We start from the raw sequence: 23,699 nt of genomic DNA, 5'->3' as shown, positions 1-23,699 counted from the left end.
TATGTAATTTTGTTTTTATAAAAAAATGACAATTACGCACTAATATTTAGCAATTCATGAAAGAGCCAGCTGCATTTTTAAGCAAGCTATCAAGTTAAATAAAATGGCACGTTCCGGCGTGTTGCTTCACAAATGAGATTAATCACCGATCGTTTCTCTGTCTTCAATATGAATTATGAAAATTGACTAACCATTGCTCTATTGCAAACTTATGCCAAAATAATTGCTTTGCTGTTCTATCATAATTGTGATGTGGTTTTGAAGCGGCCAGATTTCGAACCTACCTTTTAAGATAAGGCCAAACCGTCTTGATGAGGTATCGCAATGAAGAACGCCAAGAAAAATGCCAAGCAGGATGCCGGCAAAAACGACCGCAATGGGAATGGAAAACTCAAAGACAAGGAATATCTTCGAGAGCTGAAAAAGCTGCACGCCGAACTCGTCAAGCTGCAGGAATGGGTCGTCAAGGAAGGGATCAAAATCTGCGTGATTTTCGAAGGTCGAGACGGAGCAGGAAAAGGGGGGACCATCAAGGCGATTACCGAGCGTGTGAGTCCCCGCATTTTTCGAGTGATCGCACTGCCTGCCCCAACCGATCGTGAAAAAACGCAGATGTATATCCAACGCTATCTGCCACACATGCCGGCGGCCGGCGAGATCGTACTGTTCGATCGTAGCTGGTACAACCGTGCCGGGGTTGAGCGAGTCATGGGCTTCTGCACAAAAGAGCAGGTGGAAAAATTCCTCCAGGCAGCTCCCCTCGTCGAAAAGGCGGTCATCGAATCGGGAATCCTCTTGCTGAAATATTGGCTGGAAGTTAGCCCGGAGGAGCAAACACGGCGACTGCAAGCTCGTATCTATGACCCACGTAAGGTCTGGAAGCTTTCTCCGATGGACCTTGCGTCCTATAGCCGTTGGTATGATTACTCCCGGGCTCGCGACGACATGTTTAAAGCAACGGACACCGAGTTTGCGCCGTGGTTCGTTGTCAATTCCAACGACAAGAAACGTGCACGGCTAAACATCATCAGCCACATGCTCAGCATGATTCCTTATAAAGAACTGCCGCGGGATAAGGTGGTGCTGCCTAAACGGCAGAAAGCGGAGGGCTACCGCGAACCAGATTATCCCTACAAGATGGTTCCAGAAAAATACTGATATGACTTGGGCCTCTTGGTAAAAATGGCATCACTCAATCATGGTGACAGCTTGAAATGTTCACTAAGAATACTGCGGACGATGGCCAAGCCGTATTCCTCGATTGGCTCCATGATTACCAGCGAGACTGGCTCAAGCCAGATATTGTCGCGGGTGTGACCGCCGCTGCCGTTGTTATTCCAAAAGCATTGGCCTATGCCACTGTTGCCGGCTTGCCGATTCAAGTTGGGCTGTACACGGCATTTCTGCCGATGCTGATCTACGCTGTCCTCGGCACATCCCGGCCGCTAAGCGTCACCACCTCGGCAACGCTCGCCATTCTCTCTGCCACAGCCCTCGAGGAAGTGGCTCGAGGCGGTGGCGAGACACAGCTCTTGGCGGCCTGTGCAACGCTAACCATGCTGGTTGGGGGCATTCTCGTCCTGGCAGGGCTTTTACGGCTAGGATTTGTCGCCAACTTCATATCCGACCCAGTGTTAACCGGGTTCAAGGCCGGGGTCGCCGTCATCATTGTGCTGGATCAGCTCCCCAAGCTGCTGGGCATTCATTTCACCAAAGGGACTTTCTTCCATAATGTACTGGCCCTTGTACAAGGGATACCCCATGCCTCGATAGCGACTGTCGCACTGGGGGTGGGGACGATAATCCTCCTGGTCGTCATCGAACACCTTTGGCCACGAGCTCCGGCCCCCTTGATCGCAGTCGCTTGCGGGATAGCGGCAGAAAGCCTGTTTGGCTTGAGCGCCCATGGAGTTGAGGCGGTGGGGCATGTACCCACAGGCCTCCCTTCCTTCACCACACCGGATCTGTCGCTCGTTGAACAGCTATGGCCACCGGCGGTGGGCATTGCCCTGATGAGCTTTACCGAGTCGATCGCCTCGGGACGGGCCTTCGCGGAGAGCAGCGAACCGACGCCACAACCGAACCGGGAATTACTGGCAACAGGCCTGGCCAATATAGGCGGTGCACTACTGGGCTCCATGCCGGCGGGTGGGGGCACCTCGCAGACGGCGGTGAATCGACTCGTCGGAGCACGCACGCAAGTGGCAGAGTTCGTCACCGCCGGCATCACCTTGGGCACGATGCTGTTCCTGGCACCACTCATCGGGTTGATGCCGCATACGACACTGGCGGCCGTCGTGATCGTCTATTCGATTACCTTGATTAAACCTGCAGAATTCCGTGCCATTCTCGCCATACGACTCACCGAGTTCACGTGGGCACTGATCGCACTCGTGGGGGTCGTGCTGCTCGGCACACTGAAAGGCATCCTGCTCACGATTGTTGTGTCACTGCTCGCCCTGGCGCACCAGGATGCGAATCCCCCCGTCTATGAACTGCGGCGCAAGCCAGGCACCGACGTCTTCCGCCCAGTATCCGACGAACATCCCGAGGATGAGACTTTTCCCGGCCTTTTGATAGTAAGGACGGAAGGGCGTGTTTTCTTTGTCAATGCAGAACGTATCGGACAGAAGATACGAGCCTTGGGGGTGGGAAAGCGCCCGTCAGTGATCGTCATAGACTTCAGCGGAGTCTTCGATCTCGAATACACCGCACTCAAAATGTTGACGGAAGCCGAACAAAAAATTCGTGAGGATGGCATTGACCTATGGCTTGCCGGTCTCAATCCAGGCGTTCTCGAAATAGTCAGGCGCTCACCATTGGGGGCGACGCTCGGCAACGAACGCATGTTCTTCAATCTGAACTATGCCGTCGAAAGCTATCTGAGCATGCCAAGGCCCGATCGCGTCGACTGACTGACCGTCGGCGTGGCACCGCGTTTCTCCTACGCGATGCGCGGGCAATCCCGTCGCCGGATTGTCCATACCGCATATAGTCCCTACTCAAGCTCAACGAAAAAAGCGCCAACGTCTCCGCCGGCGCTTCAAGCTTTCAATGTAGCTGTTCCGAGATTTGTGAATAAGAGCCGCTAACAAATCTCAGCGAGGTGACCTTGGCTATACGCTTCAGATCCGATCGTTTATTGGCCTCAGGTTATTGCACCCGCAGCGGCAGTCTGTAGCGCTTGCCGTCGACCGACAGCGTTGCCAGCCAGTCATGTCCACCGCTGGCGCACACCGGCAGGGTCACCTTGGCCCGCCAGCCTCCCAGCCCGTCCTCAACCAGACGGTAGCGATTGAACCCCATGTCCATGCCGACCATGCTGAATTCGACACTCGGTGCCTGCTTTGCGCTGACGCCGGCCAGCCGCAGTTCGAACGGGGTACGATAGCTCGGCGCCGCCGCCAAGCGCAGCGTACCGCCGCCCGGCAGCGCACAGCCCTCGGTCAACACGCCGCACGACAGCGTCTGCGGCGGCAACTCTGCCGCCTGGGCCGACTTGTTGAGCAGATAGTGGGTGATCAGCCCGATCTTAACCGCGCCGAGCACCACCAGCAGCACGCCGATCACCAGCCACTTCTTCTGCTTCGCGTTCATCGCCATGCCCCGCGCATCAGCGCTATACCATGCGCGCCATGCACCCGTGCCTCGAGCAGATCATCGACACCGAGCCCGCCAAGCGCCAGCACCGGGATCGGCGTACCATTGGCCAGCAGGCTGGCGAAACCATTCCAGCCGAGCGGTGCTCGGTCCGGATGCGTCGGCGTCGGCTTCACGTGGCCGAGCAGCGCGTAATCGCAGCCGAGTTCGGCGGCGCGTTCCAGCTCGGCCGCCGAGTGCACCGACGCGCCAACCCAGTCGAACGCCGGACGCTCGCGGGCTTCGGCCAACCTGGCCGCAGTGAGGTGCACGCCATCGACCGGCAGACCAGCGAGCCACGCCGGGTCGCCGTTGACGATCACTTTGCCGCCTTTCGGGTGCACGCGCGCCGCCACCTGCTCGACGAAGGCTGCGAGCGCATCGCGATCAAGCTGCGGCTCGCGCACGATCACCCAGCGTGCGGTGGTGCTGGCCGCGAGCGCATCGAGCACCGCATCCGCACCGATCTCGTACGCGCAGGTGATCGACACCAGATCGGGGATCGCCAGCGCGCGCAGCACCGGCCCGTTGGCCGGCAGCATCGGCTCGACTGACAGCACACCCGGCGTCTGCCAGGAGAAGGACTGCCCCTCGCGCGCATGCAGTTCGCCGTCCCACGCCCAAACACGGAAGAAACGCAGGAACACGGTGGCGTGCTCGTAGACAAAATGCTTGGTCATCCACGGCGTGGCATGACGCACCGTGATGCCCATCTCCTCGTGCAGTTCGCGCGCCAGCGCCGCGTACGGCGTCTCGCCCGGTTCGATCTTGCCACCGGGGAATTCCCAGTAACCGGCATACGGCTTGCCTTCCGGCCGGCTACCGAGCAGGAAGCGGCCGTCCGCGCCGATCAGCGCGCCAGCCACCACTTCGACAATCTTGCTCATCGCTCTCTATTCAATTCAATGCATTCAGGGCCGCGAGGCCCTGGGATAACAATCGGCCCACCGTGCGATCGCGGCGGTGAGTGGGTAAAGGCTGCGGCCGGGCAGAAAAGGCTCTCATCGTGTCGCGAGCGGCCGCCAGCGAAAAGCGGACAGTGCGCAGGAACAGGAATGTACTGGAGTACCTGAGGGTTCCTGACCGCTGAGCGAATCTCTGCATGCTTATCTGCGATACGCCCAGCGATAGATTCGCACGCCGACTGCCCAACCCGAGATCACGTCCGCGCAGCAACGGTGGGGGCCTCTTCTCAGTCGGCCTTGCGCTCGTCAATGCCTCGCCCCGCCCAGTCGCTGGCGAACTGCCAGGCAACCCGGCCGGAGCGGCTGCCGCGGGTCAGCGACCACTGCAGCGCGGCGCGGCGCGCCTCGTCGTCGAGCGCCAGCCCGTAGTGGACGAGCCAGCTTGCGCAGGCGGCCAGATACGCGTCCTGGTCGAACGGATAGAAGGTCAGCCATAGGCCGAAGCGGTCGGACAGCGACACCTTCTCTTCCACCGTTTCACCCGGGTGGATCTCGCCGTCGTCGCTGCGCTGGTGCGCCAGGTTGTCCGACATCCGCTCCGGCATCAGGTGGCGGCGGTTCGAGGTGGCGTACACCAGCACGTTGTCGGCGCGGCGTGCCAGGCCACCGTCGAGCGCGGTCTTCAGCGCCTTGTACGCGTCGTCGCCCTCCTCGAACGACAGGTCGTCGCAGAAGATGATAAAGCGCTCGGGACGCGTCGCGATCAGCTCGATGATGTCGTGCAGGTCAGTCAGCTGCGACTTGTCGACCTCGATCACGCGCAGCCCCAGGCCGGCGAACTCGGTCAGCAGCGCCTTCACCAGCGACGACTTGCCGGTGCCACGCGCACCGGTCAGCAGCACGTTGTTGGCCGGTCGGCGCTCGACGAACTGGCGGGTGTTGCGCACCACCGCGCCGATCTGGCGGTCGATATGCGTCAGGGCCGACAGCGGAAAGCTGTGCGGCTCGTGCACCGCCTCGAGCCAGCCGGCAAGCCCGGCACGGCGCCAGCGGTAGGCGGTGGCGTTCCAGTCCGGCTCCGGCCGGGCCGGCGGCAGCAGCGGTTCGAGCCGGGCGAGCAGCGCTTCGGCACGGCCCAGGAAGGCATCCAAACGGTCCATCGGTTTTCCCTTTGTCTTATGTCTTATAAAGAGCCACTAGCCAAACAGGGGCCGGCCCGGTTTGGCTAGTGGTTCTGGACAAAAGCTTGGCCGAACCACGGTTCGGCCAAGCTTACTGCCGTTGCGTCACGCCGGATCGCGCAGCGAGATCACCGGCCAGCCGTGCACCTCGGCATGGGTGCGCAGCGTGTCGTCCGGGTCGACCGCCACCGGGTGGCTGACCAGCGACAGCAGCGGGATGTCGTTGCGCGAATCGCTGTAGAAGAAGCTCTGCTCGTAGTCGGCGAGCGTCTTGCCCTGCTCCGCCAGCCATTGCTCCAGGCGAGTGATCTTACCCTCCTTGAAGCTCGGCACACCGGCCGGCTTGCCGGTGAAGCGGCCGTCGTCGTGCTCTTCGAGCTCGACCGCGATCAACAGCTCGACACCCAGTTCGCGGGCGATCGGGCCAGTGATGAAGCGGTTGGTCGCGGTGATGATCATCACCGTGTCGCCGGCGGCCTGGTGCGCGGCGACGAGCTCGCGCGCCTTCTTCGGGATGATCGGCAGGATGTGCTCCTGCATGTATTCGGCGTGCAGGCTGTCGAGTTCGGCGCGTGAGAAGCGGGTCAAGGGCTCGAGCTGGAAGTCGAGGAACTCGTAGATGTCCAGCGTGCCGGCCTTGTACTGCTCGTAGAAATGGTCGTTACGGCGGGCGTAGAACGCCTCGTCGAGTAGGCCGCGTTTTATCAGGAACTTCGGCCATTCCACGTCGGAATCGCCGGCGATCAGAGTGTGATCCAGGTCGAACAGGGCTAGGTTCATGGTTCGCTATCGGTGGTTTGCAGAATGTTCTTCACCAGCGGCACGGTGATCGGCCGGCGCATCGCCAGCGAATAGCGGTCGAGCATGTCGATCATCTGCGTCAGGCTCGCCAGGTCGCGCCGCCAGTGGTTGAGCAGGTAGCGGTACACGTCTTCGGGGATGGCCAGCTGGCGCTGCGCGGCATGGTGTGCCAGCGCCGCGAGCTTGTCCTCGTCGGACAGCCCCTTCACCTCGAACACCAGCCCCCAGCCCAGCCGGGTGCGCAGGTCATCGCGCACCGGCGCCTGCATCGGCGGGCAGCGTCCAGCCATCAACAGATAGCCCTCGCCGGACTCCTTCAGCGAGTTGTAGATCGAGAACAGCGTGATCTGGCTATCCGGGTCGAGAGCATCGACATGATCGACCGCGATGAAGCTCGCCTCGCGGGCAAAATCGGGCAGCGTCTCGGTCTGACCGTCCAGGTAGATCGATGCACGCCCCAGCGATTCGGCGTGGGCTATCCACGCTTTCAAGAGATGTGTCTTGCCGCTGCCCGCTTCGCCCCACAAATAGACAAAGCGCTCTGGCGTCTCGCCGGTAATCGCCGCGATCAATTCGCGGTTGCGATCGGCGATGAAAGTATCGAACGCGGAGACGGGCTCGGGCGTAAGGTCGAGGACGAGCTGATCCAAGGCTTGCGGTCATCAAGAACAGTTGAAATCGAACCCCAAGTTTACGTGCAAAGTGCCCGTCAGTCGCCCCCAACAGCATCAAACGGCACCAAAAGGCGGCATTTTCCACCATTGCACCGCACCGGCCGACCAGCAGGCGGCAGACGAACGGCCTCGGCGTGCCGCAGATCAGGCCCAAAGCCACGGGGAAATCGGTTAAAATACAGGCGCTTTTGGCGACCCCCGGAAGCACCGATTACGCTTACGTTTGCAGAAAGAGACTCCTTTGAACACCACCTCCCTGAGTTACCGTGATGCCGGCGTCGACATCGACGCGGGCGACGCACTCGTCGAGAACATTAAGCCGTTTGCCAAGCGCACCATGCGTCCTGAAGTGCTGGGCGGCCTTGGCGGCTTTGGCGCATTGGTAGAAATCAGCAAAAAGTATAAGGAACCGGTCCTCGTGTCCGGGACCGATGGCGTGGGCACCAAGCTCAAGCTGGCTTTCGACTGGGACCGCCATGACACCGTCGGCATCGACCTGGTGGCAATGAGCGTCAACGACATCCTGGTACAGGGTGCCGAACCGCTGTTCTTCCTCGACTACTTCGCCTGCGGCAAACTCGATGTGCCACGCGCCACCGAGGTGATCAAGGGCATCGCCGCCGGCTGCGAACAAGCCGGCTGCGCGCTGATCGGCGGCGAAACCGCCGAGATGCCGGGCATGTACCCGGTCGGCGAATACGACCTGGCCGGCTTCGCCGTCGGCGTGGTCGAGAAGAGCCGCGTCATCACCGGCCGCGACATCGTCGCCGGCGACGTGGTGCTGGGCCTCGCCTCCAACGGCGTGCACTCGAACGGCTACAGCCTGGTGCGCAAGATCGTCGACCGTGCCCAGCCGGACCTCGACGCCCCGTTCGACGGCGGCAAGACGCTGCGCGAGGCGATCATCGCCCCGACCCGCATCTACGTGAAGCCGCTGCTCAAGCTGATCGACACCCTGCCGGTCAAGGGCATGGCGCACATCACCGGCGGCGGCATCACCGAGAACACCCCGCGCGTGCTGCCGGTCAATGTCGTCGCCCAGATCGATGCGAAGAGCTGGCCGCAGACCAAGCTGTTCCAGTGGCTGCAGGAGCAGGGCCAGGTGGACGCGCAGGAAATGTACCGCACCTTCAACTGCGGCATCGGCATGGTGGTGATCGTCGCCGCCGAACACGCCGACAAGGCCGCCGCACTGTTGGCTGAACAGGGCGAGACCGTCTACCGCATCGGCAGCATCCGTCCGCGTCAGGGCGACGAGCACCAGACCCAGGTAGCGTAACCCGGCGTTCTGATGACCAACGGCGCTACCGGGCACCCGCCCGCTAGCGCCGGTTTGTTTCGGCCCCCTACTCGCACAAGACTCCGAATGAAAAACCTCGTCATCCTGATTTCCGGCCGCGGCTCCAATATGCAGGCAATCGTCGACGCCAAGATTCCCGGCGCGCGCATCGCCGCAGTGATCAGCAACCGCCCGGACGCCGCAGGTCTCGCCTGGGCCGCCGAGCGTGGCATCGCCACCGCCGTGCTCGATCACAAGCAGTTCGCCGACCGCGAAAGCTTCGACGCCGCGCTCGCCGAGCTGATCGACGGCTACCAACCGGACCTGGTGGTGCTCGCCGGCTTCATGCGCATCCTCACCCAGGGCTTCACCGCCCACTACGCAGGCCGGATGCTCAACATCCATCCGTCGCTGCTGCCGTCCTTCCCAGGCCTGCACACCCACCAGCAGGCGATCAACGCCGGCTGCCGCATCGCCGGCTGCACCGTGCACTTCGTCACCGCCGAGCTCGATCACGGTCCGATCGTCGCGCAAGGCGCGGTGCCGGTGTTCCACAACGACACCGAGGCAACGCTGGCCGCCCGGGTGCTCGAGCAGGAACACCGCCTCTACCCGCAAGCGGTCGCCCAGTTCGTCGCCGGCCGTCTGAGCCTCGACGGCCTGCGCGTGCTGGTCGCCGACGAAAAGCCAACCAACGCCCGCCTGGCCGTGCCGCTAGACTGAGTAGCGTCGAACGGGCTTTTGGAGCGCAATGCGTAAACGTCTCGCCATCGTATTGGCACTGCTGCTGTCATTACTGGTGCATTTGGGCTTTCTGGCCGGCGACTTCATCCCGCCGGCCACGCTCGAGCTGCCCGATGACGGCAAGCTCAAGCCGCTCGATGTGCAGTTGAAGGCGATGTCGCTCGACGCGTCCGCTCCGTCGGTCCAGCAGCCGCCCCCACCGGCGACGCTCGCACTGCTGCCGGCGCCCCACACCCTGCCGGTCAGGCCGCCAAAGCGCAGGAAACCGCACCGCGCCGCCGCGCCGAAGCCCATGTTAGCCGTCAAGCAGGCATCGACACCGCTGGCCGAAGCGAGCGCGCCGGCCACCGAGACGATGGCAGAGTCCGCCGCGGCGTCCGCAGCTGCCACCGAGCACGTCGCCGCCAGCTCGGCGCCGAAGGCGCAGCGCCAAGCCGCCTCCGAGCCGACCTCGGCCAAGCTCTCCAGGGCACAGGCGTCCGCCGCCGCCGCCGAAGCCCGGGCCGTCGCCGAGGGCAAGAGCTGGCCGGGCCAGGGCGTCGGCCCCGACGGCATGCTGCGCGCCAGCCAGCCGCTCACGCGCTTCCCAAACACCGCCCGCCTAAGCTACCAAGTGTTCTACGGCCGCTTGTTGCTAGGCATAGGTCAGATCACCTGGCAGCGCGGCAGCGGCAGCTACCAGCTGACCCTGAAAGCAAACGGCCTCGGCCAACGGCTGCGCTACGAATCGCGCGGCAGCCTCGACGGAAATAGCCTCAAGCCCGACAGCTACAAGGCATTCCGCAACGACCAGCCGCGCGAACACGCCGAGTTCGACTGGGCCGCCGGCATACTGCACTACGCGGACGGCAAGCAGGAAAAGCTCGAACCGGGCGCGCAGGACTTATTGAGCCAGACATGGCAGCTGGCGCTGAAGGGCGCGCAGCTGGGCCTCACGCAGATCACCACCGGCAAGAAGGTGTACAGCTACCCCCTGAAACCCGCAGGCGAAACGGTGTTCGACACCGGCGCAGGCAAGATGCGGGCCGTCGTGGTCCGAGCCACCAGCAACGAGAATAGCGCCGAATTCTGGCTGGCCCCGGGCTACGCCAACCTGCCGATCCGTGTCATTTGGATCGACCCGGACAAGAAACTGGAATTACGCATTACCGCGATCAACATCAATGAGCAGGACGAGTGGACGCTTCCGACGTCGCCGACCCGCAGCTCCGGAAAATAGATGATTACTCAGCACCAACTCCCGCATATCGAGGCCGTGATCGGCCGTCTCGTCCGTTTCGACCGCCCGGCCGACGCCGTGCTGTCCGGCTATTTCCGCGAAAACCCGAAGCTCGGCAGCAACGACCGCCACGAGATCGCCGAAACCGCCTTCGCCTGCCTGCGCCACTACGGCCGCGTGTCGGCGCTGGTCGCCCCCAAGCGTACGCCGCGCCGACTGATGCTGGCGACGCTGGCGTGCGCACGCGACATCAACCCGGAGGTGCTCGACCGCCTCCTGCAGGACAACGAGCGCCAGTGGCTGGACGGCGTGCGCGCCGCACCGCAGCCGGATACGCTCAGCGTCGAGTCCGAACTGCCCGACTGGGTGATCGAACGCCTCGCCGACCCCAGCCCTGACGCGGTGCGCGCGCTCGGTGCCGGGCTGATGCAGCCGGCGCCGCTCGACCTGCGCGTCAACACCCTGAAGATGAAGCGCGACGCCGCGCTTGCCGCGCTGCGCGACTCGGGCCTCGCCGCCGAACCGACGCCGTACTCGCCGATCGGCATCCGCCTGGCCGGCAAGCCGGCGCTGAACAAGCACCCGCTGTTCCTCGACGGGGCAATCGAAGTGCAGGACGAAGGCAGCCAACTGCTCGGCATCCTGGTCGGCGCCCGCCGTGGCGAAATGGTGGTGGACTTCTGCGCCGGCGCCGGCGGCAAGACGTTGCTGCTCGGCGCGATGATGGCCAGCAGCGGCCGGCTGTACGCGTTCGACATCTCGGAGAAACGCCTCTCCAATCTCAAACCGCGGCTGGCGCGCTCGGGCCTCTCCAACGTCACTCCACAGCTGATCACCAACGAGAACGACACCCGCATCAAGCGCCTAGCCGGCAAGATCGACCGCGTGCTGGTCGACGCGCCGTGCTCGGGCCTGGGCACCCTGCGCCGCAACCCGGACCTGAAATACCGGCAGAGCGCGAAGAGCGTCGCAGAGCTGAACGATATCCAGGCGAGCATCCTCGCGTCGGCCGCGCGGCTGGTGAAGGCCGGCGGCCGGCTGGTCTACGCCACCTGCAGCCTGCTGCCGCAGGAGAACCGCGCCATCGTCGACGCCTTCCTCGCCGCCCATCCCGAGTTCGAACTGCTGCCCGCCAACCAGCTGTTGGCCGAACAGAAGATCGCGCTCGACACCGGCGACTGCCTGGAACTGCAGCCGCACCTGCACAACACCGACGGCTTCTTCGCTGCGGTACTGGTCAGAAAGGCCTGATCAGCCGTAATATTGCAATATTAGCAAACAGCAAAATAGCGTCTGAAAGGCGCCCGCCATGTCCAAGCCCGGGTTCCCCCCGTTCGCGCCGTACCAATCACGCTCGAGCCGGCGACTGCGCAACTTCTACCTCTCGGTAGGACTGTGGCGCCGCCGGGCGTCGATATGGCTGGCGGCGATCCTGGTCGGCCTGGCGGCAACCACCCTTGCCAGCGGCAGCCACCTGCTGCACCGCTGGTTCGATGTCGCCTACCATGCGTCGCCGTACTGGGCGCTACTGATCACCCCAGGTGGCCTCGGGCTGTCGGTCTGGCTGCTCAACCGCTACTTCACCGGCGCCGGCGGCGGTGGCATCCCACAGGCGATCGCCTGCCTGCAGCCGGGCGCGGTGGCAATCCGCGAGCAGTTCCTGACACTGCGCGTCGTGACCGGCAAGATGGTGCTGACACTGTTGGGCATCGCGTCTGGTGCGACCTTCGGTTACGAAGGCCCCATCGTCCAGGTCGGCGCGGCGATCAAGTACTCGTTCGACCGCAAGGCAGCGCTTGCCAACGAGGGCACTGCGCGCGGACTGATCCTGGCCGGCGCCGCAGCCGGCGTCGCTGCCGCGTTCAACACTCCGCTCGCCGGCATCGTGTTCGCCATCGAGGAAATGGGCCGTACACTCGACCAGCGTTCAAGCAAGACCATCCTGCTGTCGGTAATCCTCGCCGGTCTCACCGCCACCGCCCTGATCGGCAACTACAACTATTTCGGCGTCACCAGCACTACCCTGCCGCTGGCCTCCGGCTGGTACGCGATTCCGGTCACCGGCCTGCTCGGCGGCGTGGTCGGCGGTCTCACCGCCAAGCTGATCCTGGCGTTCTCCCACCAGTTGCCCGGCCCGTTGGCCCACTGGCGCAACAGCCGTCCCATCCTGTTCGCCGTCGGCTGCGGCGTGGTGATTGCCACAATCGGCATCGCCAGCAACGGCAGCACCTTCGGCACCGGTTACTACCGCGCCCAGGACATCATCCAGGGCCACAGCGCCGGGCTGGAAGGCTACAGCGTGCTGAAGCTGATCACGCTCTTGCTCAGCTATATCAGCGGCGCGCCCGGCGGCATGTTCGCACCGTCGCTGGCGGTCGGCGCCGGCTTCGGCCTGAACGTGTCGCACCTGTTGCCGGGCCTGCCTTACACCGCGCTGGTGCTGCTGGGCATGGTGGCGTTCTTCGCCGGCATGACCCGGGCACCGATGACCGGCTTCGTGATCGTGATGGAAATGACCGACTCGAACGGAATGATCATCCCGCTGATGGCGGCCGCGCTGATCGCCTCCAGCGTGTCCCGGATCGTGTCGCGCCACTCGCTGTACGATGGGCAGGCACACCTGCTGCTCAAGCAACTCGCTGCCCCACGGCTGCCCAAGCCGGCGACGCCGGTAAAAGCCGCGAGCGAAGCCCTGCAGCACGACCCCGACTAAGAGCGCTAAGCGCTCTGCCACAGAAAGCGAGAGCTACCCGCTTTTTCGTCGCACTGTACGAGATGTATGGCAAGAATGAGCAACAATGCTTAAGAGAGGTTGAATAGCGGCACCAATTGACCGGCCTGCCGCGAGCGACCTACAATAACCAACTTAATAAGTCAGGTATTTCGCAAGGATAGACTGCATGGACATTCAAGAAGCGCTGCGTCACACCGTCACCACCCACCCGGTCGTGCTCTTCATGAAGGGCTCGCCGAAATTCCCGCAGTGCGGCTTCTCCGCCCGTGCGGTTCAGATTCTGCAGGCCTGTGGCCTGGAGAGCTTCACCGCCATCGACGTGCTGGCCGACCCGGCTGTGCGCCAGGGCATCAAGGAGTACTCGAACTGGCCGACCATCCCGCAGCTGTACGTGAGCGGCGAGTTCATTGGCGGCTCGGACATCATGACCGAGATGTACCAGTCGGGCGAACTGCAGGAACTGATCAAGGGCCTGAACGCGGCCGAATAAGCGTCTAAGGCATCAGCCAGCAAGCCATTCCTTCCGGAATGGCTTTATTTTTGTCTAAAGAGAGACAAGCCTGGACGAAATGCCAATCCGTGTGCATAAACATCAGGTATGGCGTGGATTTCGCAGCGTAAGCCACGCTAAAATCGCGTCCCATACCTTGAATACAATCTACCGGCCTACACGGCCGGAACGCAACGACCGGAAGCTGTTTTTCACCGTACCCTCCGTGAAAGGCAGCTTTCTCATAAGGTAAGGGCTCACATGAACATCTCCGTAGTCAATCACCCGCTGGTCCAGCACAAGCTCGGACTGATGCGCGAAGGTGAGATCAGCACTTCGAAATTCCGCACGCTGACCCAAGAGCTGGCGCGCCTATTGGCCTACGAGGCCACCCGCGACTTTCAGCTGGAAACCATCACCATCGATGGCTGGTGCGGCCCGGTCGAAGTGCAGCAGATCAAGGGCAAGAAGGTCACTGTGGTGCCTATCCTGCGCGCCGGTCTCGGCATGCTCGAGGGCGTGCTCGACATGATCCCATCGGCCAAGATCAGCGTGGTCGGCCTGTACCGCAACGAGGAAACGCTCGAGCCGGTGCCTTACTTCGACAAGTTCGTCGACAGCCTCGACGAGCGCATCGCACTGATCATCGACCCGATGCTCGCCACCGGTGGCTCGATGGTCGCCACCATCGACCTGTTGAAGCGCAAGGGCTGCAAGCAGATCAAGGCAGTGGTGCTGGTCGCTGCGCCGGAAGGCGTCAAAGTCGTCAACGAGGCGCACCCGGACGTGCAAATCTACACCGCCTCGCTTGACTCGCACCTCAACGAGCACGGCTACATCATCCCGGGCCTGGGCGACGCCGGCGACAAGATCTTCGGTACCAAGCACGTCTGATCCCGATGCCATTCTGCAAGAACGCCGCCGCGGTCACCGGGCGGCGTTTTTTTGAGAGCGGTAAAAACCGCTGCGCTTTCACGCACAAGGATAATGCTTCATGTTCAACCACGTAAAACAGGCACTTGCTGGGGCGCAGATCCTGTTCGTCGCCTTCGGCGCGATGGTGCTGGTGCCGCTGTTGACCGGCCTGAACCCGTCGATGGCGCTCTTGGGCGCCGGCATCGGCACCCTCTTGTTCCAGCTCTTGACCCGCCGCCAAGTGCCGATTTTCCTCGGCTCCTCGTTCGCCTTCATCGCACCGATCATCTACGCGACGCAGACCTGGGGTCTGCCGTCGACGATGTTCGGCCTGTTCGCTGCCGGCTTCATGTACTTCGTGTTCGCGGCGCTGGTGCGCTGGCGCGGCGTCGAGGCAGTCAACCGCCTGCTGCCGCCAGTGGTGATTGGCCCCGTAATCATGATCATCGGCCTGTCAGTGGCTGGCGTCGCTTCGAACATGGCGATGGGGCGCGCCGGTGGCCACCAGGTTATCCCCTACGACACCGCGCTGATCCTGGCCGGCGTCTCGCTGACCACCACGGTGATCGTGGCCATCTTCGGCCGCGGCATCTTCCGCCTGGTGCCGATCCTGGCCGGCGTGACCGTCGGCTACGCCACCGCCGCGATGCTCGGCGTGATCGACTTCAGCAAGCTCGCCGCCGCACCGTGGTTTGCGGCGCCGCACTTCATTACTCCCCAGGTGAACTGGGCCGCCGCGCTGTTCATGCTGCCGGTGGCGATCGCCCCGGCGATCGAGCACATCGGCGGCGTGATGGCGATCGGCGGCGTAACCGGCAAGGACTACACCCGCACCCCGGGCCTGCACCGCACGCTGGCCGGCGATGGCCTGGGCGTATGCGTGGCCGGCCTGATCGGCGGTCCTCCGGTGACCACCTACGGCGAAGTGACCGGCGCTGTGATGATCACCAAGAACTTCAACCCGGTGATCATGACCTGGGCAGGGCTGTTTGCGATCACGATGGCGTTCTTCGGAAAGTTCAACGCTCTCCTGCTGTCGATCCCGATGCCGGTGATGGGCGGCATCATGGTGCTGCTGTTCGGCACCATCGCCTCGATTGGCTTGAAGACGCTGATCGAATCGAAGGTCGACCTGATGGCACCGCGCAACCTGGTGATCGTGTCGGTGGTGCTGACCTGCGGCATCGGCGCGCTGGAACTGAAGATCGGTAGCTTCACCCTGGTCGGCGTCGGCCTGTGCTCAATCCTGGCAATTCTGCTCAACCTGATCCTGCCGACGGCACCGGATCGGCATGATGGGATTCCCGAAGGCCAGGACATCTAAGAACCAACCCTCAAAATTACTACGCAGACGTGATCTCGGGTTGGGCGGTGCTCGGAATCCTCATGTACTCCAGTACATTCCGGTTCCTGCGCTCCGTCCGCCCCGAGCTGACGCCCGCTCGCTACACTTTGAGAGCCGGTTCTAAGCATCCCTCCGACAACCAGACCCGCACATACCGTGCGGGTTTTTTGTTGCGCTTGCCGATTCTGCCTGGCGGCACGGGGCGTGGCCGTGGATATAATGAGGCGGCAACAACGACTACAGAGGGAAACGACAATGTTGATGCAACGCGAGCACGCCACCTTACTGGTGGTGGACGTACAGGAAAAACTGGCCCCAGCGGTGCACGATGCCGACGGCTTGATGGCCCGCTTGCAGTGGCTGGTCGATGCGGTGCGTGATACCGGCGTGCCGGTGGTGTTTTCGGAACAGTATCCGAAAGGGCTCGGCCACACCGTGCCGGCACTGCGCGATGCGGCGCCGACTGCGCGCACGGTCGAGAAGCAGCACTTCTCCTGTGTCGCCGGCGACTGCCTGCCCGACAGCCTGATGCAGCGCGACCAGGTGATCGTCTGCGGCATGGAAACGCATGTGTGCGTGCTGCAGACGGTGATCGACCTGCTCGACGAGGACAAGGAAGTGTATGTAGTCAGCGATGCGGTATCGAGCCGACGCGAGGCCGATCACCTGGCGGGCCTTGCGCGGATGCGCGACGCGGGCGCCCAGTTGGTCACCCGCGAAATGGTGCTTTTCGAGCTGCTGCACCAGGCAGGCACCGACGAATTCAAGGCTGCCAGCAAGCGTTATCTCGTCGGCGAACAGCCGGCTTAGCACGCCCCGGGTTGGCCGAATACATTTCGGCCAACCTGCCCTTCCCCCTCATCCGCCCTGCCCGTCGCCGACCGCTTGGCCGTGCAGCAGGTGCAATTTTGCGACGATCCCCCTATCCTGTCCTTCCTATCTATCCAATTGGGAATCACTCGATGACGATCACCAGCAACTTCCAGGCGAATTTGGCCACCCTGCCGGCAACCGATGCCATCGACGCACTGGAACTCGTCAGCTCCACCGGCGCCGTTGTTGCCCGGCTGGAAAACCGCCCCGGCACTGCCGGCTCGGTACGGGTCTACCACGCCCTGCTGAAGGAATTCGGCGAAATCAACCAGGCCGCCGCGCAGCGCGGGCTCGAAATCTACGCCGAACATGTCGCCGACGCGCAAGCCAACCCGGGCAAGCACCCGAACATCGACCGGCTGTTCCCGATCGCAGAACAAGGCGTCCCGGCACTGCAAGTCAGCCTCTTCGCCAACGTCGCCGGCTGATAGCCACCGTGTCGGCCAATAAAAAACGGAAGCCCACAAGGCTTCCGTTTTTTATTGCGGGCCGCGCTCTCAGCGCAGCGGCTCGACTTTATAGCGCGGCGGCAGCAGCAGCGCCGGTACCTCGCGCTTGCGCTTGCCGCGCACCAAGCGCCCCGGAATCAACGGGAACTCAACCGCATCGGCCGGCGGCTCGCCGCGGCCAGCCGCCGGCTTGCCGCGCCCCTGCGCCGAACGCTGCGCGTTACCCGCCGCTCGCTGCGGCTGGGTGCTGCTCGGCACAATGCCGGTTGCTTCGCCCTTCGGCGACGCCATCCATGACGGCCAGAAGCCTTCCACAGGCTGGGCTGGCAGCTTCTGGCGGGTCAGCTTCTCGATCGCCTCGAGCTGCTTCTGCTCATCCTCCGCCATCAGCGAGATCGCCACGCCCTTGGCGCCTGCACGTCCAGTGCGGCCGATCCGGTGCACATAGTCTTCCGGCGAATTGGGCAGCTCGTAGTTGATCACGAACGGCAGCTCGGTCACGTCGAGGCCACGTGCCGCCACGTCGGTAGCAACCAGCACGCGCAGCTCGCCCGACTTGAACATCGACAGCGTCTCCAGTCGCGCTCCCTGCGCCTTGTCGCCGTGGATCGCCTCAACCGACAGGCCGCGTCGCTTCAGATCGCGCGCCACCTGATCGACGCTCTGTTTGGTCTTACAGAACACGATCACCTGACTCATGTCGCGCGACTTGATCAGATGCTCAAGCAGGCCGCGCTTGCGGCCGACGTCGGCAGCGTACACCAGCTGCTCGACCTGATCCGAGGTGGCGTTCTGACGTGCCACTTCGATCATTTCCGGGTTACGCATGAAGTCTTCGGCCAGCTTCTTGATCTCCGGCGCGAAAGTCGCCGAGAACAGCAGGGTCTGGCGTTCTTTCGGCAACATGCCGAGAATCTTGCGGATATCGTTGATGAAGCCCATGTCGAGCATCCGGTCGGCCTCGTCCAGCACCAGAATGTCGACCTTGTTCAGCTGAATGGTCTTCTGGCCGACATGGTCGAGCAGACGGCCCGGCGTCGCCACCACGATCTCCACGCCGCGGCGCAGTTCCTGGGTCTGCGGGTCCATGTTCACGCCGCCGAACACCACGGTGTGACGCAGCGGCAGATACTTGGTATACGCCTTGACGTTGACCGCGATCTGGTCGGCCAGCTCGCGGGTCGGCGACAGGATCAGCGCCCGCACCGGGTGCATCGCCGGCGACGCGCTGTTCGACGCAAATTTCTTCAAGCGTTCCAGAATCGGCAGCATGAACGCGGCAGTCTTGCCGGTGCCGGTCTGGGCGGCGGCCAACAGGTCGCGACTGCTCAGTACCTTCGGGATCGCCGCCGCCTGGATCGGGGTCGGCGTGCTGTAGCCCAGCTCGTCGATCGCCCGCAGGATCTCGGGCGCCAGCCCCAGCTCTGCAAAGGACATTCCATTACTCCTGCAACAGGAAGGGCTGGCCGATCCCGTCCCCGCGGTATCGGCCAACCCTTTCGTGTATGTTCATCAAATTATTATCAATCGAGCCCGCGCCCAAAAAAAAGCACGCCGCCTCCACGGTCGGGGCGGCGTTGCTCTATGGCGGCGACTCAGCCGAGCAGACGAGCAACGCTCAGCAGCAGGACCACGGCCAGCCATAGCAGGACGCAGCGCCACACCAAGCCGACCGCGCTCTTCAGGAAGCTCGGATCGGCCGGATCGCCCAGCCCCAGCTCGGGGCGATAGCGCACCGTGTAGTCCTGGCGCAGCGGATCACCCAGCTTCACGCCGATCGCGCCGGCTGCAGTTGCCAGCAGAATGCCGTTAGCGTAATTCCCCCAAGTGCGCGCCTGCGAGCGCCAGCAGTAGATCGCGTCCTCGAAGTCGCCCATTACGGCGAAGCTCGCTGCAGTCAACCGAACCGGCAACCAATCGAGCCAGGCCGAGGTACTGGCGGCGAAACGGCCGAACTGGTCGTCTTCCAAGCTGCGCTCGCCCCATTTCTGGCCGAGCATCGTCACCATCCGGTACAGCACCGCGCCGACCGGGCCGGGCAGCACCACGAACCAGAACATCGTGCCGAACACATGGCGGTAGCTGTCCACCACCCCTTGCTCGATCGCCAGTCGCGCCATTTCCTCCGTCGACAACTCGGCGGTCGGTTGGCCAGTCCAGTCGCGCAGCGCCTGGCGCGCATCGAGATCGCGCCCTTCGCTCAGTGCCCTCGACATCTCCGAGAAGGCGCCGGAGAAGTGCCTGAAGCCCATTGTCAGGTAGAGCACCAATACGTTCCACGCCAGTGCCAAGATCGGACTGATCCGGAAGAAGAGCACATACACGCCCCAAGCCACCAGCACCGGCGGGACGATGGCCATCAGCCAAGCGAATACGCCGTGGCGGTTGGAACCGGCATTGAAGTTGCGCTCCAGCTGGTTGGCGTAACGGGTGAACAGCAACCAGACGCGGTTGCGGTTGCCGAGCGGGCGCAGCTGCTCTAGGGCGAGCGCCAAAATAAGGGATAACAGGGTCATCGGTATCGGGTGGTTGATCGCAGGCCCAGCGTCAAGATACCACAGTTGGTAGCGCGACGCCCACCGGTGGCGGGCGTCGCGGAGGGATTCAGACTGATCCGAAGCGGCGGCCACCGCCTAGTGACGGCGGGCTGCCATTGCGCTCGTAACCGAGCGTGCTGATCGCCGCCTCGCGCAGCACCTTCAGCGCCTCATCGGTACGCGTCATCTTCTCGTTGATGAACTGACCGTTCAGGTCGTTGATGGCCTGTACCTTATGCAGCGCGCTCTGCAGCGCCTGCCAGGCAACCAGCGCCGCCGGCTTGTCGACCAGCCAACCATTGAGCGCAGCCTGAGAGTCGATGCCAAGCTCGAACAGACACCGCTCGCGCAGCACCGACAGCGAGGCGAGCTCTTCGAGCAGCACTGCCTTTGCGCGCGCTACCGGCTCCAGGTGCAGCGTCAGGCCGTTGATCAGCACCCGCTGCTCCTCATTAAGCACTTCGCCCAGCCGGTTCAGCTGGGCGGTCTCACTTTCGCAGGCGGCAGTAAAGCGCAGCGTGATATCACTCATGCACAACTCTCTCTGTCAGGACGGTCGGACGTCCCGCAGCTCAGCGCCCCAGCAGTTCGCGCGCGGAGGCGATCAGCCCGTCGGCAATCGCGCCCGGGTTCACCTCGAAGGTGCCTGCGGCGATAGCGGAACGGATCGCCTCGACCTTGCCGGCATCAAACGCAGGTTCCGACGCGACGCTGCGCTCGACCGCGCTGATCTGGCTCGCCAGCGGGTTGATCGCGACACTGTCGGTAGCGCCAGTGGTTCCACTTTGCACTTCGTCGTCCTTGCGGGTCGACCGGCTCGGTGTGCCATAGGCAGCCGCCAGGCTGCGGTTAGTCTCGACTTTCATAAAAAATCCTTGCGCTCGGCATTGCATTATTACTGCAATTATCGGCGACAAGTCTGCAATCTTTAACGGTTTTTTTCCGACCGCATTCAGTACTGCACCTGCACGGTACCGTCCTTCTGTGCCACTCCCTGTACCAGGCGGCCGGAGCCCATCCGTACTGCCACCACCTCGCCCGCTGCCGCACTGCGGTTGGCGATGCCGTCGGCGAGCACCGCGAAGCCGTCGCCTCCCGCGTGCACCTGCACCTTCTGGCCGGCCTTCACCACCTGCGGGGGGCGCAGCATGAAGGCGCGCAGCCAGCTGCCAGCCGGGATGCCACTCCTGGCACTTTGACCCACCACCTCGCCCGGCTCCTGCAGCACGCTGCGCGCCAGCGTCGGGTTCGGTACCACCACCCGCTGCACATCAGTGTCGGCCAGCACTTCACCCGCGCCGATCGCCCGCGTCGTCACCATGCCGTAGCGAGTCTCGCGGATCGTCACCGGCACCTTCACAACCCAACCGATGCTGGGGCAGGCCACGCTGACCTGGGTGCTGCCGCCGGGCTGGGCACCGGGCGGCCAGCTGACCCGCGGCGGCTGCGGACAGGGCTGCAGCCCGTCGAATGAGCTGAGCGGCCCGATCTGATAGCTGGCCTTACGGTGCTGCAGTTCGGCATCAAGGAAGCGGCGCAGCGCGCTCTCGACCGGCGCCGCAGCCGGTACAGCCGCCAGGACGTGTCCCGCCAGGACGAAGAAGAGCAGCGCGAAAATTCTGTTCGACATGCGGGCCATTGTACCTCTGCCATCCGGCAAAACCCAGAATCCGGTGAAAACCTCAAATGGGTTGACAGATGAAATGAACATGCAATAAACATACACAGTAGAGCACTGACTCCATACATACGTTTGACAAAATTAGCTAATAACAAGAGGGGAAACTATTAATGAAACTGCGTCTTGCTGCCTTGAGCTGCGCCATCAGCCTGGCGTTGGCTGCCCCAGCTACGCTGGCCCAGGGCTACAGTAATATCTACTTCTTCGGCGACAGCCTGACCGATACCGGCGCGTTCGCCGGCCAGCCCTTTAAACTGCCCCCTGCCCTAGGCGGCCAAACCATCACTCTGCCGGCCAATGCCCGCTGGACGCTCGATTACGGCCCGAACGTTGCCAGTGTGCTAGCCGGCAAGCTCGGTCTCGGCGTCACCGCCACCAACGCGACCGATGGCCTGAACCCGAACGGCAACAACTTCGCCCAGGGTGGCGCGCAGGCGCAGACCGCCACCCCACCCAGCACCGGTCCGAGTACTCCGGGCATCACTATCCGCGATGTACCGCAACAGGTGCAGGACTATCTCGCCCGCACCGGTGGCCGAGCCGACCCGAACGCCGCGTATTTCATCTGGGCCGGCGGCAATGACGTACCGGCTGCGGCGACCATCGGCGCTATCCAGGGTAGCCAGGCAGCGACCAACTACATCCTCACCTCGGCCGGCTCGCTCACCACCCAGGTCGGCTCCCTACAGGCGCTCGGTGCCAGAACCATCATCGTGCCAAACTTGCCGGATTTCTCGATCACGCCGGCATCGTTCTATGCAGGCCTGAGCCAGTTGTTCGGCGGCAACACCAGCAATCCGAATTTCGTGAACGGTGCATACGCCGCATGGAAAGTATTGTCGACGGTGAAAACCAGCAATGCGGCAGACGAACAGGCAGCGCTCAATCAGGCCATCGCCGCCGCCGCCGCCGCCTCCGGTCAGTCCGTGGCGGCCGTCACCGCAGCGGTCACCGCTACCAAGGCGGGTCTGCAACAGTTGTCGCAGGGCTTTAACGCCGCGGCCAACCTGGGCCTGTCCGGGCTGGGCGTCGGCATCGTGCGCCCGGACATCGCCGCGCTGCTGAACGAGATCATCGCCTCGCCAACGGCGTACGGCTTCACCAACGTCACCGGTAGCGCCTGCCCGGTCGGCGTCAGCGCGATCATCTGTAGCTCGGCCGTCGCCTCGCAAACCAACCCAGCCTTCGTGGCCGGGATGGCCTACCTGTTCACCGACGACCGCCATCCGACACCGCAGGCGGATGCGATACTCGGCCAGTACATCTACTCGCTGCTCGCCGCGCCGGCCTTCGCCGCCGCGCTGCCGGAAACTGGCCTGAACGCGTCGCGCCAGCTCGGCGACGCCCTGACTTCCCGCTACCAGGCACTGCGTGCAACGCCACGCAAGGCAGGCACCGTCAGCGGCTTCGCCAGCGGTGGCTGGCGGCCTGACTCGCTCGACGATGACACCCTGAGTGGCAAGACCCGTGGCAAGCTCCTCACGCTGGGCATCGACTTCCAGGCGACCGACACACTGACGCTGGGCATGGCGTTTGCCGCCGGCAAGGGCGACAACAGTGTCGATAACCAGGGCGATTTCGACAGCCGCCAGCAGCTGATGGCACTGCTTGCCAGCTGGCAGATGGACCACTACTGGGCCGATGGCGATCTGCACCTTGGCAATGGCCATATCGACACCCACCGTCAGGTGACGCTCGGCCCGATGGTACGCACGATGAACGGCACGACCCGCACCAACCAGTACGGCTGGCGCGTTAACGGCGGCTACCAGTTCGACATCGGCCCGGTCCAGACAGGTCCGGTTGTCGGTCTCGACTATGTCAAGGTCAAGGTCGGTGGTATCACCGAGGACGGCAACCTCAGCACCAGCATGAACTTCGACAAGCAGAACCTCAGTTCCTTCCTGAGCAAGGTCGGCTGGCAGGTGCAAGGCACGTTCGGCCAGTTCACCCCGTACGCCAACGCCTCGTGGGTGCACGAGTTCAAGGACGACGCGCGCAGCGTCGCGGTCGGCCTCAATACCCAGCCGGGCCTGTTCACCACCACGGTCGGCAAGCCGGACAGCAACTGGGCGGAGTGGAAGCTCGGTGCCTCGGCGAAGCTCACCAAGACCGTCAGCGCTTACGGCGAACTGGCGACCACCAGCGGGCGCAGCACCGGCAACCTGCATGCGGTAACGCTGGGACTCGCCGCGTCGTTCTGAGTCACACTCGGCAACGAAAAGGCCAACCC

At 63.3% G+C, this 23,699-nt stretch carries 23 protein-coding genes and 2 other RNA genes; 14 read left to right on the top strand and 11 right to left on the bottom strand.

All coding sequences use genetic code 11. The features are described from left to right. The first annotated feature begins 324 nt into the window (after nucleotides 1-324). Both ppk2 and QU481_RS00315 read left to right on the top strand, forming a co-directional pair. Nucleotides 325-1,158, top strand: a complete 834-nt coding sequence (ppk2, locus tag QU481_RS00320) for a polyphosphate kinase 2 (protein WP_289827863.1) — start codon at nucleotides 325-327, stop codon at nucleotides 1,156-1,158. 56 nt (nucleotides 1,159-1,214) lie between these two features. Beyond that, nucleotides 1,215-2,915: a SulP family inorganic anion transporter gene (locus QU481_RS00315; RefSeq protein WP_289827862.1), complete on the top strand. Its 1,701-nt coding sequence runs from the start codon at nucleotides 1,215-1,217 to the stop codon at nucleotides 2,913-2,915. Nucleotides 2,916-3,153: 238 nt separating this feature from the next. On the opposite strand, the gene QU481_RS00310 is transcribed toward QU481_RS00315, so the two are convergent. The 6 genes from QU481_RS00310 to hda form a co-directional block, all read right to left on the bottom strand. Then, complete coding sequence (locus QU481_RS00310; RefSeq protein ID WP_289827861.1) at nucleotides 3,154-3,603, bottom strand: hypothetical protein; 450 nt, start codon at nucleotides 3,601-3,603, stop codon at nucleotides 3,154-3,156. Continuing rightward, nucleotides 3,594-4,526 (bottom strand): Nudix family hydrolase, encoded by a 933-nt coding sequence (locus tag QU481_RS00305; RefSeq protein WP_289827860.1) that lies wholly within the window; start codon nucleotides 4,524-4,526, stop codon nucleotides 3,594-3,596. The genes QU481_RS00310 and QU481_RS00305 overlap by 10 nt, the downstream gene beginning before the upstream one ends. Before the next feature lie 109 nt (nucleotides 4,527-4,635). Continuing rightward, nucleotides 4,636-4,710, bottom strand: a non-coding RNA gene (locus QU481_RS00300) — sX9 sRNA. 121 nt (nucleotides 4,711-4,831) lie between these two features. Beyond that, complete coding sequence (locus QU481_RS00295) at nucleotides 4,832-5,704, bottom strand: ATP-binding protein (protein WP_289827859.1); 873 nt, start codon at nucleotides 5,702-5,704, stop codon at nucleotides 4,832-4,834. Nucleotides 5,705-5,830: 126 nt separating this feature from the next. Continuing rightward, a complete protein-coding gene (locus tag QU481_RS00290) occupies nucleotides 5,831-6,505 on the bottom strand; it encodes a histidinol-phosphatase (protein ID WP_289827858.1) in 675 nt (224 codons plus the stop codon). Beyond that, nucleotides 6,502-7,176 carry a DnaA regulatory inactivator Hda gene (hda, locus tag QU481_RS00285; protein WP_289827857.1) on the bottom strand — a complete coding sequence of 225 codons (675 nt, stop codon included), beginning with the start codon at nucleotides 7,174-7,176 and terminating at the stop codon, nucleotides 6,502-6,504. The genes QU481_RS00290 and hda overlap by 4 nt, the downstream gene beginning before the upstream one ends. 265 nt (nucleotides 7,177-7,441) lie before the next feature. Between hda and purM the strand changes: the two genes are divergently transcribed. The 11 genes from purM to QU481_RS00230 all read left to right on the top strand — a co-directional run bounded on the left by purM (nucleotide 7,442) and on the right by QU481_RS00230 (nucleotide 17,227). Then, a complete protein-coding gene (gene purM / locus QU481_RS00280; RefSeq protein ID WP_289827856.1) occupies nucleotides 7,442-8,479 on the top strand; it encodes a phosphoribosylformylglycinamidine cyclo-ligase in 1,038 nt (345 codons plus the stop codon). Nucleotides 8,480-8,566: 87 nt separating this feature from the next. Then, nucleotides 8,567-9,202, top strand: a complete 636-nt coding sequence (gene purN / locus QU481_RS00275; RefSeq protein ID WP_289827855.1) for a phosphoribosylglycinamide formyltransferase — start codon at nucleotides 8,567-8,569, stop codon at nucleotides 9,200-9,202. A 28-nt stretch (nucleotides 9,203-9,230) separates the two neighbouring features. Further along, the gene (locus QU481_RS00270) at nucleotides 9,231-10,442 is read left to right on the top strand and encodes a DUF3108 domain-containing protein (RefSeq protein WP_289827853.1); all 1,212 of its coding nucleotides are present in this window, start codon (nucleotides 9,231-9,233) and stop codon (nucleotides 10,440-10,442) included. Nucleotides 10,443-10,445: 3 nt separating this feature from the next. Then, the gene (locus QU481_RS00265; protein ID WP_435382717.1) at nucleotides 10,446-11,693 is read left to right on the top strand and encodes an RsmB/NOP family class I SAM-dependent RNA methyltransferase; all 1,248 of its coding nucleotides are present in this window, start codon (nucleotides 10,446-10,448) and stop codon (nucleotides 11,691-11,693) included. 58 nt (nucleotides 11,694-11,751) lie between these two features. After that, nucleotides 11,752-13,155 (top strand): chloride channel protein, encoded by a 1,404-nt coding sequence (locus QU481_RS00260; RefSeq protein ID WP_289827850.1) that lies wholly within the window; start codon nucleotides 11,752-11,754, stop codon nucleotides 13,153-13,155. Nucleotides 13,156-13,342: 187 nt separating this feature from the next. Continuing rightward, nucleotides 13,343-13,666: a Grx4 family monothiol glutaredoxin gene (grxD, locus tag QU481_RS00255; RefSeq protein ID WP_289827849.1), complete on the top strand. Its 324-nt coding sequence runs from the start codon at nucleotides 13,343-13,345 to the stop codon at nucleotides 13,664-13,666. A 261-nt stretch (nucleotides 13,667-13,927) separates the two neighbouring features. Next, the gene (upp, locus tag QU481_RS00250; RefSeq protein WP_289827848.1) at nucleotides 13,928-14,560 is read left to right on the top strand and encodes a uracil phosphoribosyltransferase; all 633 of its coding nucleotides are present in this window, start codon (nucleotides 13,928-13,930) and stop codon (nucleotides 14,558-14,560) included. 100 nt (nucleotides 14,561-14,660) lie between these two features. Further along, nucleotides 14,661-15,905 (top strand): uracil-xanthine permease family protein, encoded by a 1,245-nt coding sequence (locus QU481_RS00245; protein ID WP_289827847.1) that lies wholly within the window; start codon nucleotides 14,661-14,663, stop codon nucleotides 15,903-15,905. A 62-nt stretch (nucleotides 15,906-15,967) separates the two neighbouring features. Then, nucleotides 15,968-16,042, top strand: a non-coding RNA gene (locus tag QU481_RS00240) — sX9 sRNA. Nucleotides 16,043-16,181: 139 nt separating this feature from the next. Continuing rightward, nucleotides 16,182-16,736 carry a hydrolase gene (locus QU481_RS00235; RefSeq protein WP_289827846.1) on the top strand — a complete coding sequence of 185 codons (555 nt, stop codon included), beginning with the start codon at nucleotides 16,182-16,184 and terminating at the stop codon, nucleotides 16,734-16,736. Between the two features lie 152 nt (nucleotides 16,737-16,888). After that, nucleotides 16,889-17,227 carry a DUF2322 family protein gene (locus tag QU481_RS00230; RefSeq protein WP_289827845.1) on the top strand — a complete coding sequence of 113 codons (339 nt, stop codon included), beginning with the start codon at nucleotides 16,889-16,891 and terminating at the stop codon, nucleotides 17,225-17,227. Nucleotides 17,228-17,296: 69 nt separating this feature from the next. Here QU481_RS00230 and QU481_RS00225 read toward each other — a convergent pair whose 3' ends face one another. The 5 genes from QU481_RS00225 to flgA form a co-directional block, all read right to left on the bottom strand. Next, nucleotides 17,297-18,685 carry a DEAD/DEAH box helicase gene (locus tag QU481_RS00225; RefSeq protein WP_289827844.1) on the bottom strand — a complete coding sequence of 463 codons (1,389 nt, stop codon included), beginning with the start codon at nucleotides 18,683-18,685 and terminating at the stop codon, nucleotides 17,297-17,299. A gap of 158 nt (nucleotides 18,686-18,843) precedes the next feature. Continuing rightward, entirely contained in the window at nucleotides 18,844-19,764 is a 921-nt protein-coding gene (locus QU481_RS00220; protein ID WP_289827843.1) for a CobD/CbiB family protein, read from the bottom strand. A gap of 88 nt (nucleotides 19,765-19,852) precedes the next feature. After that, entirely contained in the window at nucleotides 19,853-20,317 is a 465-nt protein-coding gene (locus QU481_RS00215; RefSeq protein WP_289827842.1) for a flagella synthesis protein FlgN, read from the bottom strand. 40 nt (nucleotides 20,318-20,357) lie between these two features. After that, nucleotides 20,358-20,651, bottom strand: coding sequence for a flagellar biosynthesis anti-sigma factor FlgM (gene flgM / locus QU481_RS00210; protein WP_289827841.1), 294 nt, complete (start codon nucleotides 20,649-20,651; stop codon nucleotides 20,358-20,360). An 86-nt stretch (nucleotides 20,652-20,737) separates the two neighbouring features. After that, nucleotides 20,738-21,415, bottom strand: a complete 678-nt coding sequence (gene flgA / locus QU481_RS00205) for a flagellar basal body P-ring formation chaperone FlgA (protein ID WP_289827840.1) — start codon at nucleotides 21,413-21,415, stop codon at nucleotides 20,738-20,740. Nucleotides 21,416-21,576: 161 nt separating this feature from the next. On the opposite strand from flgA, the gene QU481_RS00200 reads away from it, so the two are divergent. Continuing rightward, a complete protein-coding gene (locus tag QU481_RS00200) occupies nucleotides 21,577-23,670 on the top strand; it encodes an autotransporter outer membrane beta-barrel domain-containing protein (protein ID WP_289827839.1) in 2,094 nt (697 codons plus the stop codon). Nucleotides 23,671-23,699: the final 29 nt, after the last annotated feature.

The organism is Crenobacter oryzisoli (genome assembly GCF_030385785.1).
GTDB classification, from domain to species: Bacteria; Pseudomonadota; Gammaproteobacteria; order Burkholderiales; family Chromobacteriaceae; genus Crenobacter_A; species Crenobacter_A oryzisoli.
Note: the sequence above shows the minus strand (reverse complement) of the source record. Positions and strands in the feature narration are given on the sequence as shown.

What these genes read in the sequence shown, in the direction of transcription:
- ppk2 (WP_289827863.1), top strand. Translation starts at nt 325, where the DNA reads ATGAAGAACGCCAAGAAAAATGCCAAGCAGGATGCCGGCAAAAACGAC.
- QU481_RS00315 (WP_289827862.1), top strand. Translation starts at nt 1,215, where the DNA reads ATGTTCACTAAGAATACTGCGGACGATGGCCAAGCCGTATTCCTCGAT.
- QU481_RS00310 (WP_289827861.1), bottom strand. Translation starts at nt 3,603, where the DNA reads ATGGCGATGAACGCGAAGCAGAAGAAGTGGCTGGTGATCGGCGTGCTG.
- QU481_RS00305 (WP_289827860.1), bottom strand. Translation starts at nt 4,526, where the DNA reads ATGAGCAAGATTGTCGAAGTGGTGGCTGGCGCGCTGATCGGCGCGGAC.
- QU481_RS00295 (WP_289827859.1), bottom strand. Translation starts at nt 5,704, where the DNA reads ATGGACCGTTTGGATGCCTTCCTGGGCCGTGCCGAAGCGCTGCTCGCC.
- QU481_RS00290 (WP_289827858.1), bottom strand. Translation starts at nt 6,505, where the DNA reads ATGAACCTAGCCCTGTTCGACCTGGATCACACTCTGATCGCCGGCGAT.
- purN (WP_289827855.1), top strand. Translation starts at nt 8,567, where the DNA reads ATGAAAAACCTCGTCATCCTGATTTCCGGCCGCGGCTCCAATATGCAG.
- QU481_RS00270 (WP_289827853.1), top strand. Translation starts at nt 9,231, where the DNA reads ATGCGTAAACGTCTCGCCATCGTATTGGCACTGCTGCTGTCATTACTG.
- QU481_RS00260 (WP_289827850.1), top strand. Translation starts at nt 11,752, where the DNA reads ATGTCCAAGCCCGGGTTCCCCCCGTTCGCGCCGTACCAATCACGCTCG.
- grxD (WP_289827849.1), top strand. Translation starts at nt 13,343, where the DNA reads ATGGACATTCAAGAAGCGCTGCGTCACACCGTCACCACCCACCCGGTC.
- upp (WP_289827848.1), top strand. Translation starts at nt 13,928, where the DNA reads ATGAACATCTCCGTAGTCAATCACCCGCTGGTCCAGCACAAGCTCGGA.
- QU481_RS00245 (WP_289827847.1), top strand. Translation starts at nt 14,661, where the DNA reads ATGTTCAACCACGTAAAACAGGCACTTGCTGGGGCGCAGATCCTGTTC.
- QU481_RS00235 (WP_289827846.1), top strand. Translation starts at nt 16,182, where the DNA reads ATGTTGATGCAACGCGAGCACGCCACCTTACTGGTGGTGGACGTACAG.
- QU481_RS00230 (WP_289827845.1), top strand. Translation starts at nt 16,889, where the DNA reads ATGACGATCACCAGCAACTTCCAGGCGAATTTGGCCACCCTGCCGGCA.
- QU481_RS00225 (WP_289827844.1), bottom strand. Translation starts at nt 18,685, where the DNA reads ATGTCCTTTGCAGAGCTGGGGCTGGCGCCCGAGATCCTGCGGGCGATC.
- QU481_RS00220 (WP_289827843.1), bottom strand. Translation starts at nt 19,764, where the DNA reads ATGACCCTGTTATCCCTTATTTTGGCGCTCGCCCTAGAGCAGCTGCGC.
- QU481_RS00215 (WP_289827842.1), bottom strand. Translation starts at nt 20,317, where the DNA reads ATGAGTGATATCACGCTGCGCTTTACTGCCGCCTGCGAAAGTGAGACC.
- flgM (WP_289827841.1), bottom strand. Translation starts at nt 20,651, where the DNA reads ATGAAAGTCGAGACTAACCGCAGCCTGGCGGCTGCCTATGGCACACCG.
- flgA (WP_289827840.1), bottom strand. Translation starts at nt 21,415, where the DNA reads ATGTCGAACAGAATTTTCGCGCTGCTCTTCTTCGTCCTGGCGGGACAC.
- QU481_RS00200 (WP_289827839.1), top strand. Translation starts at nt 21,577, where the DNA reads ATGAAACTGCGTCTTGCTGCCTTGAGCTGCGCCATCAGCCTGGCGTTG.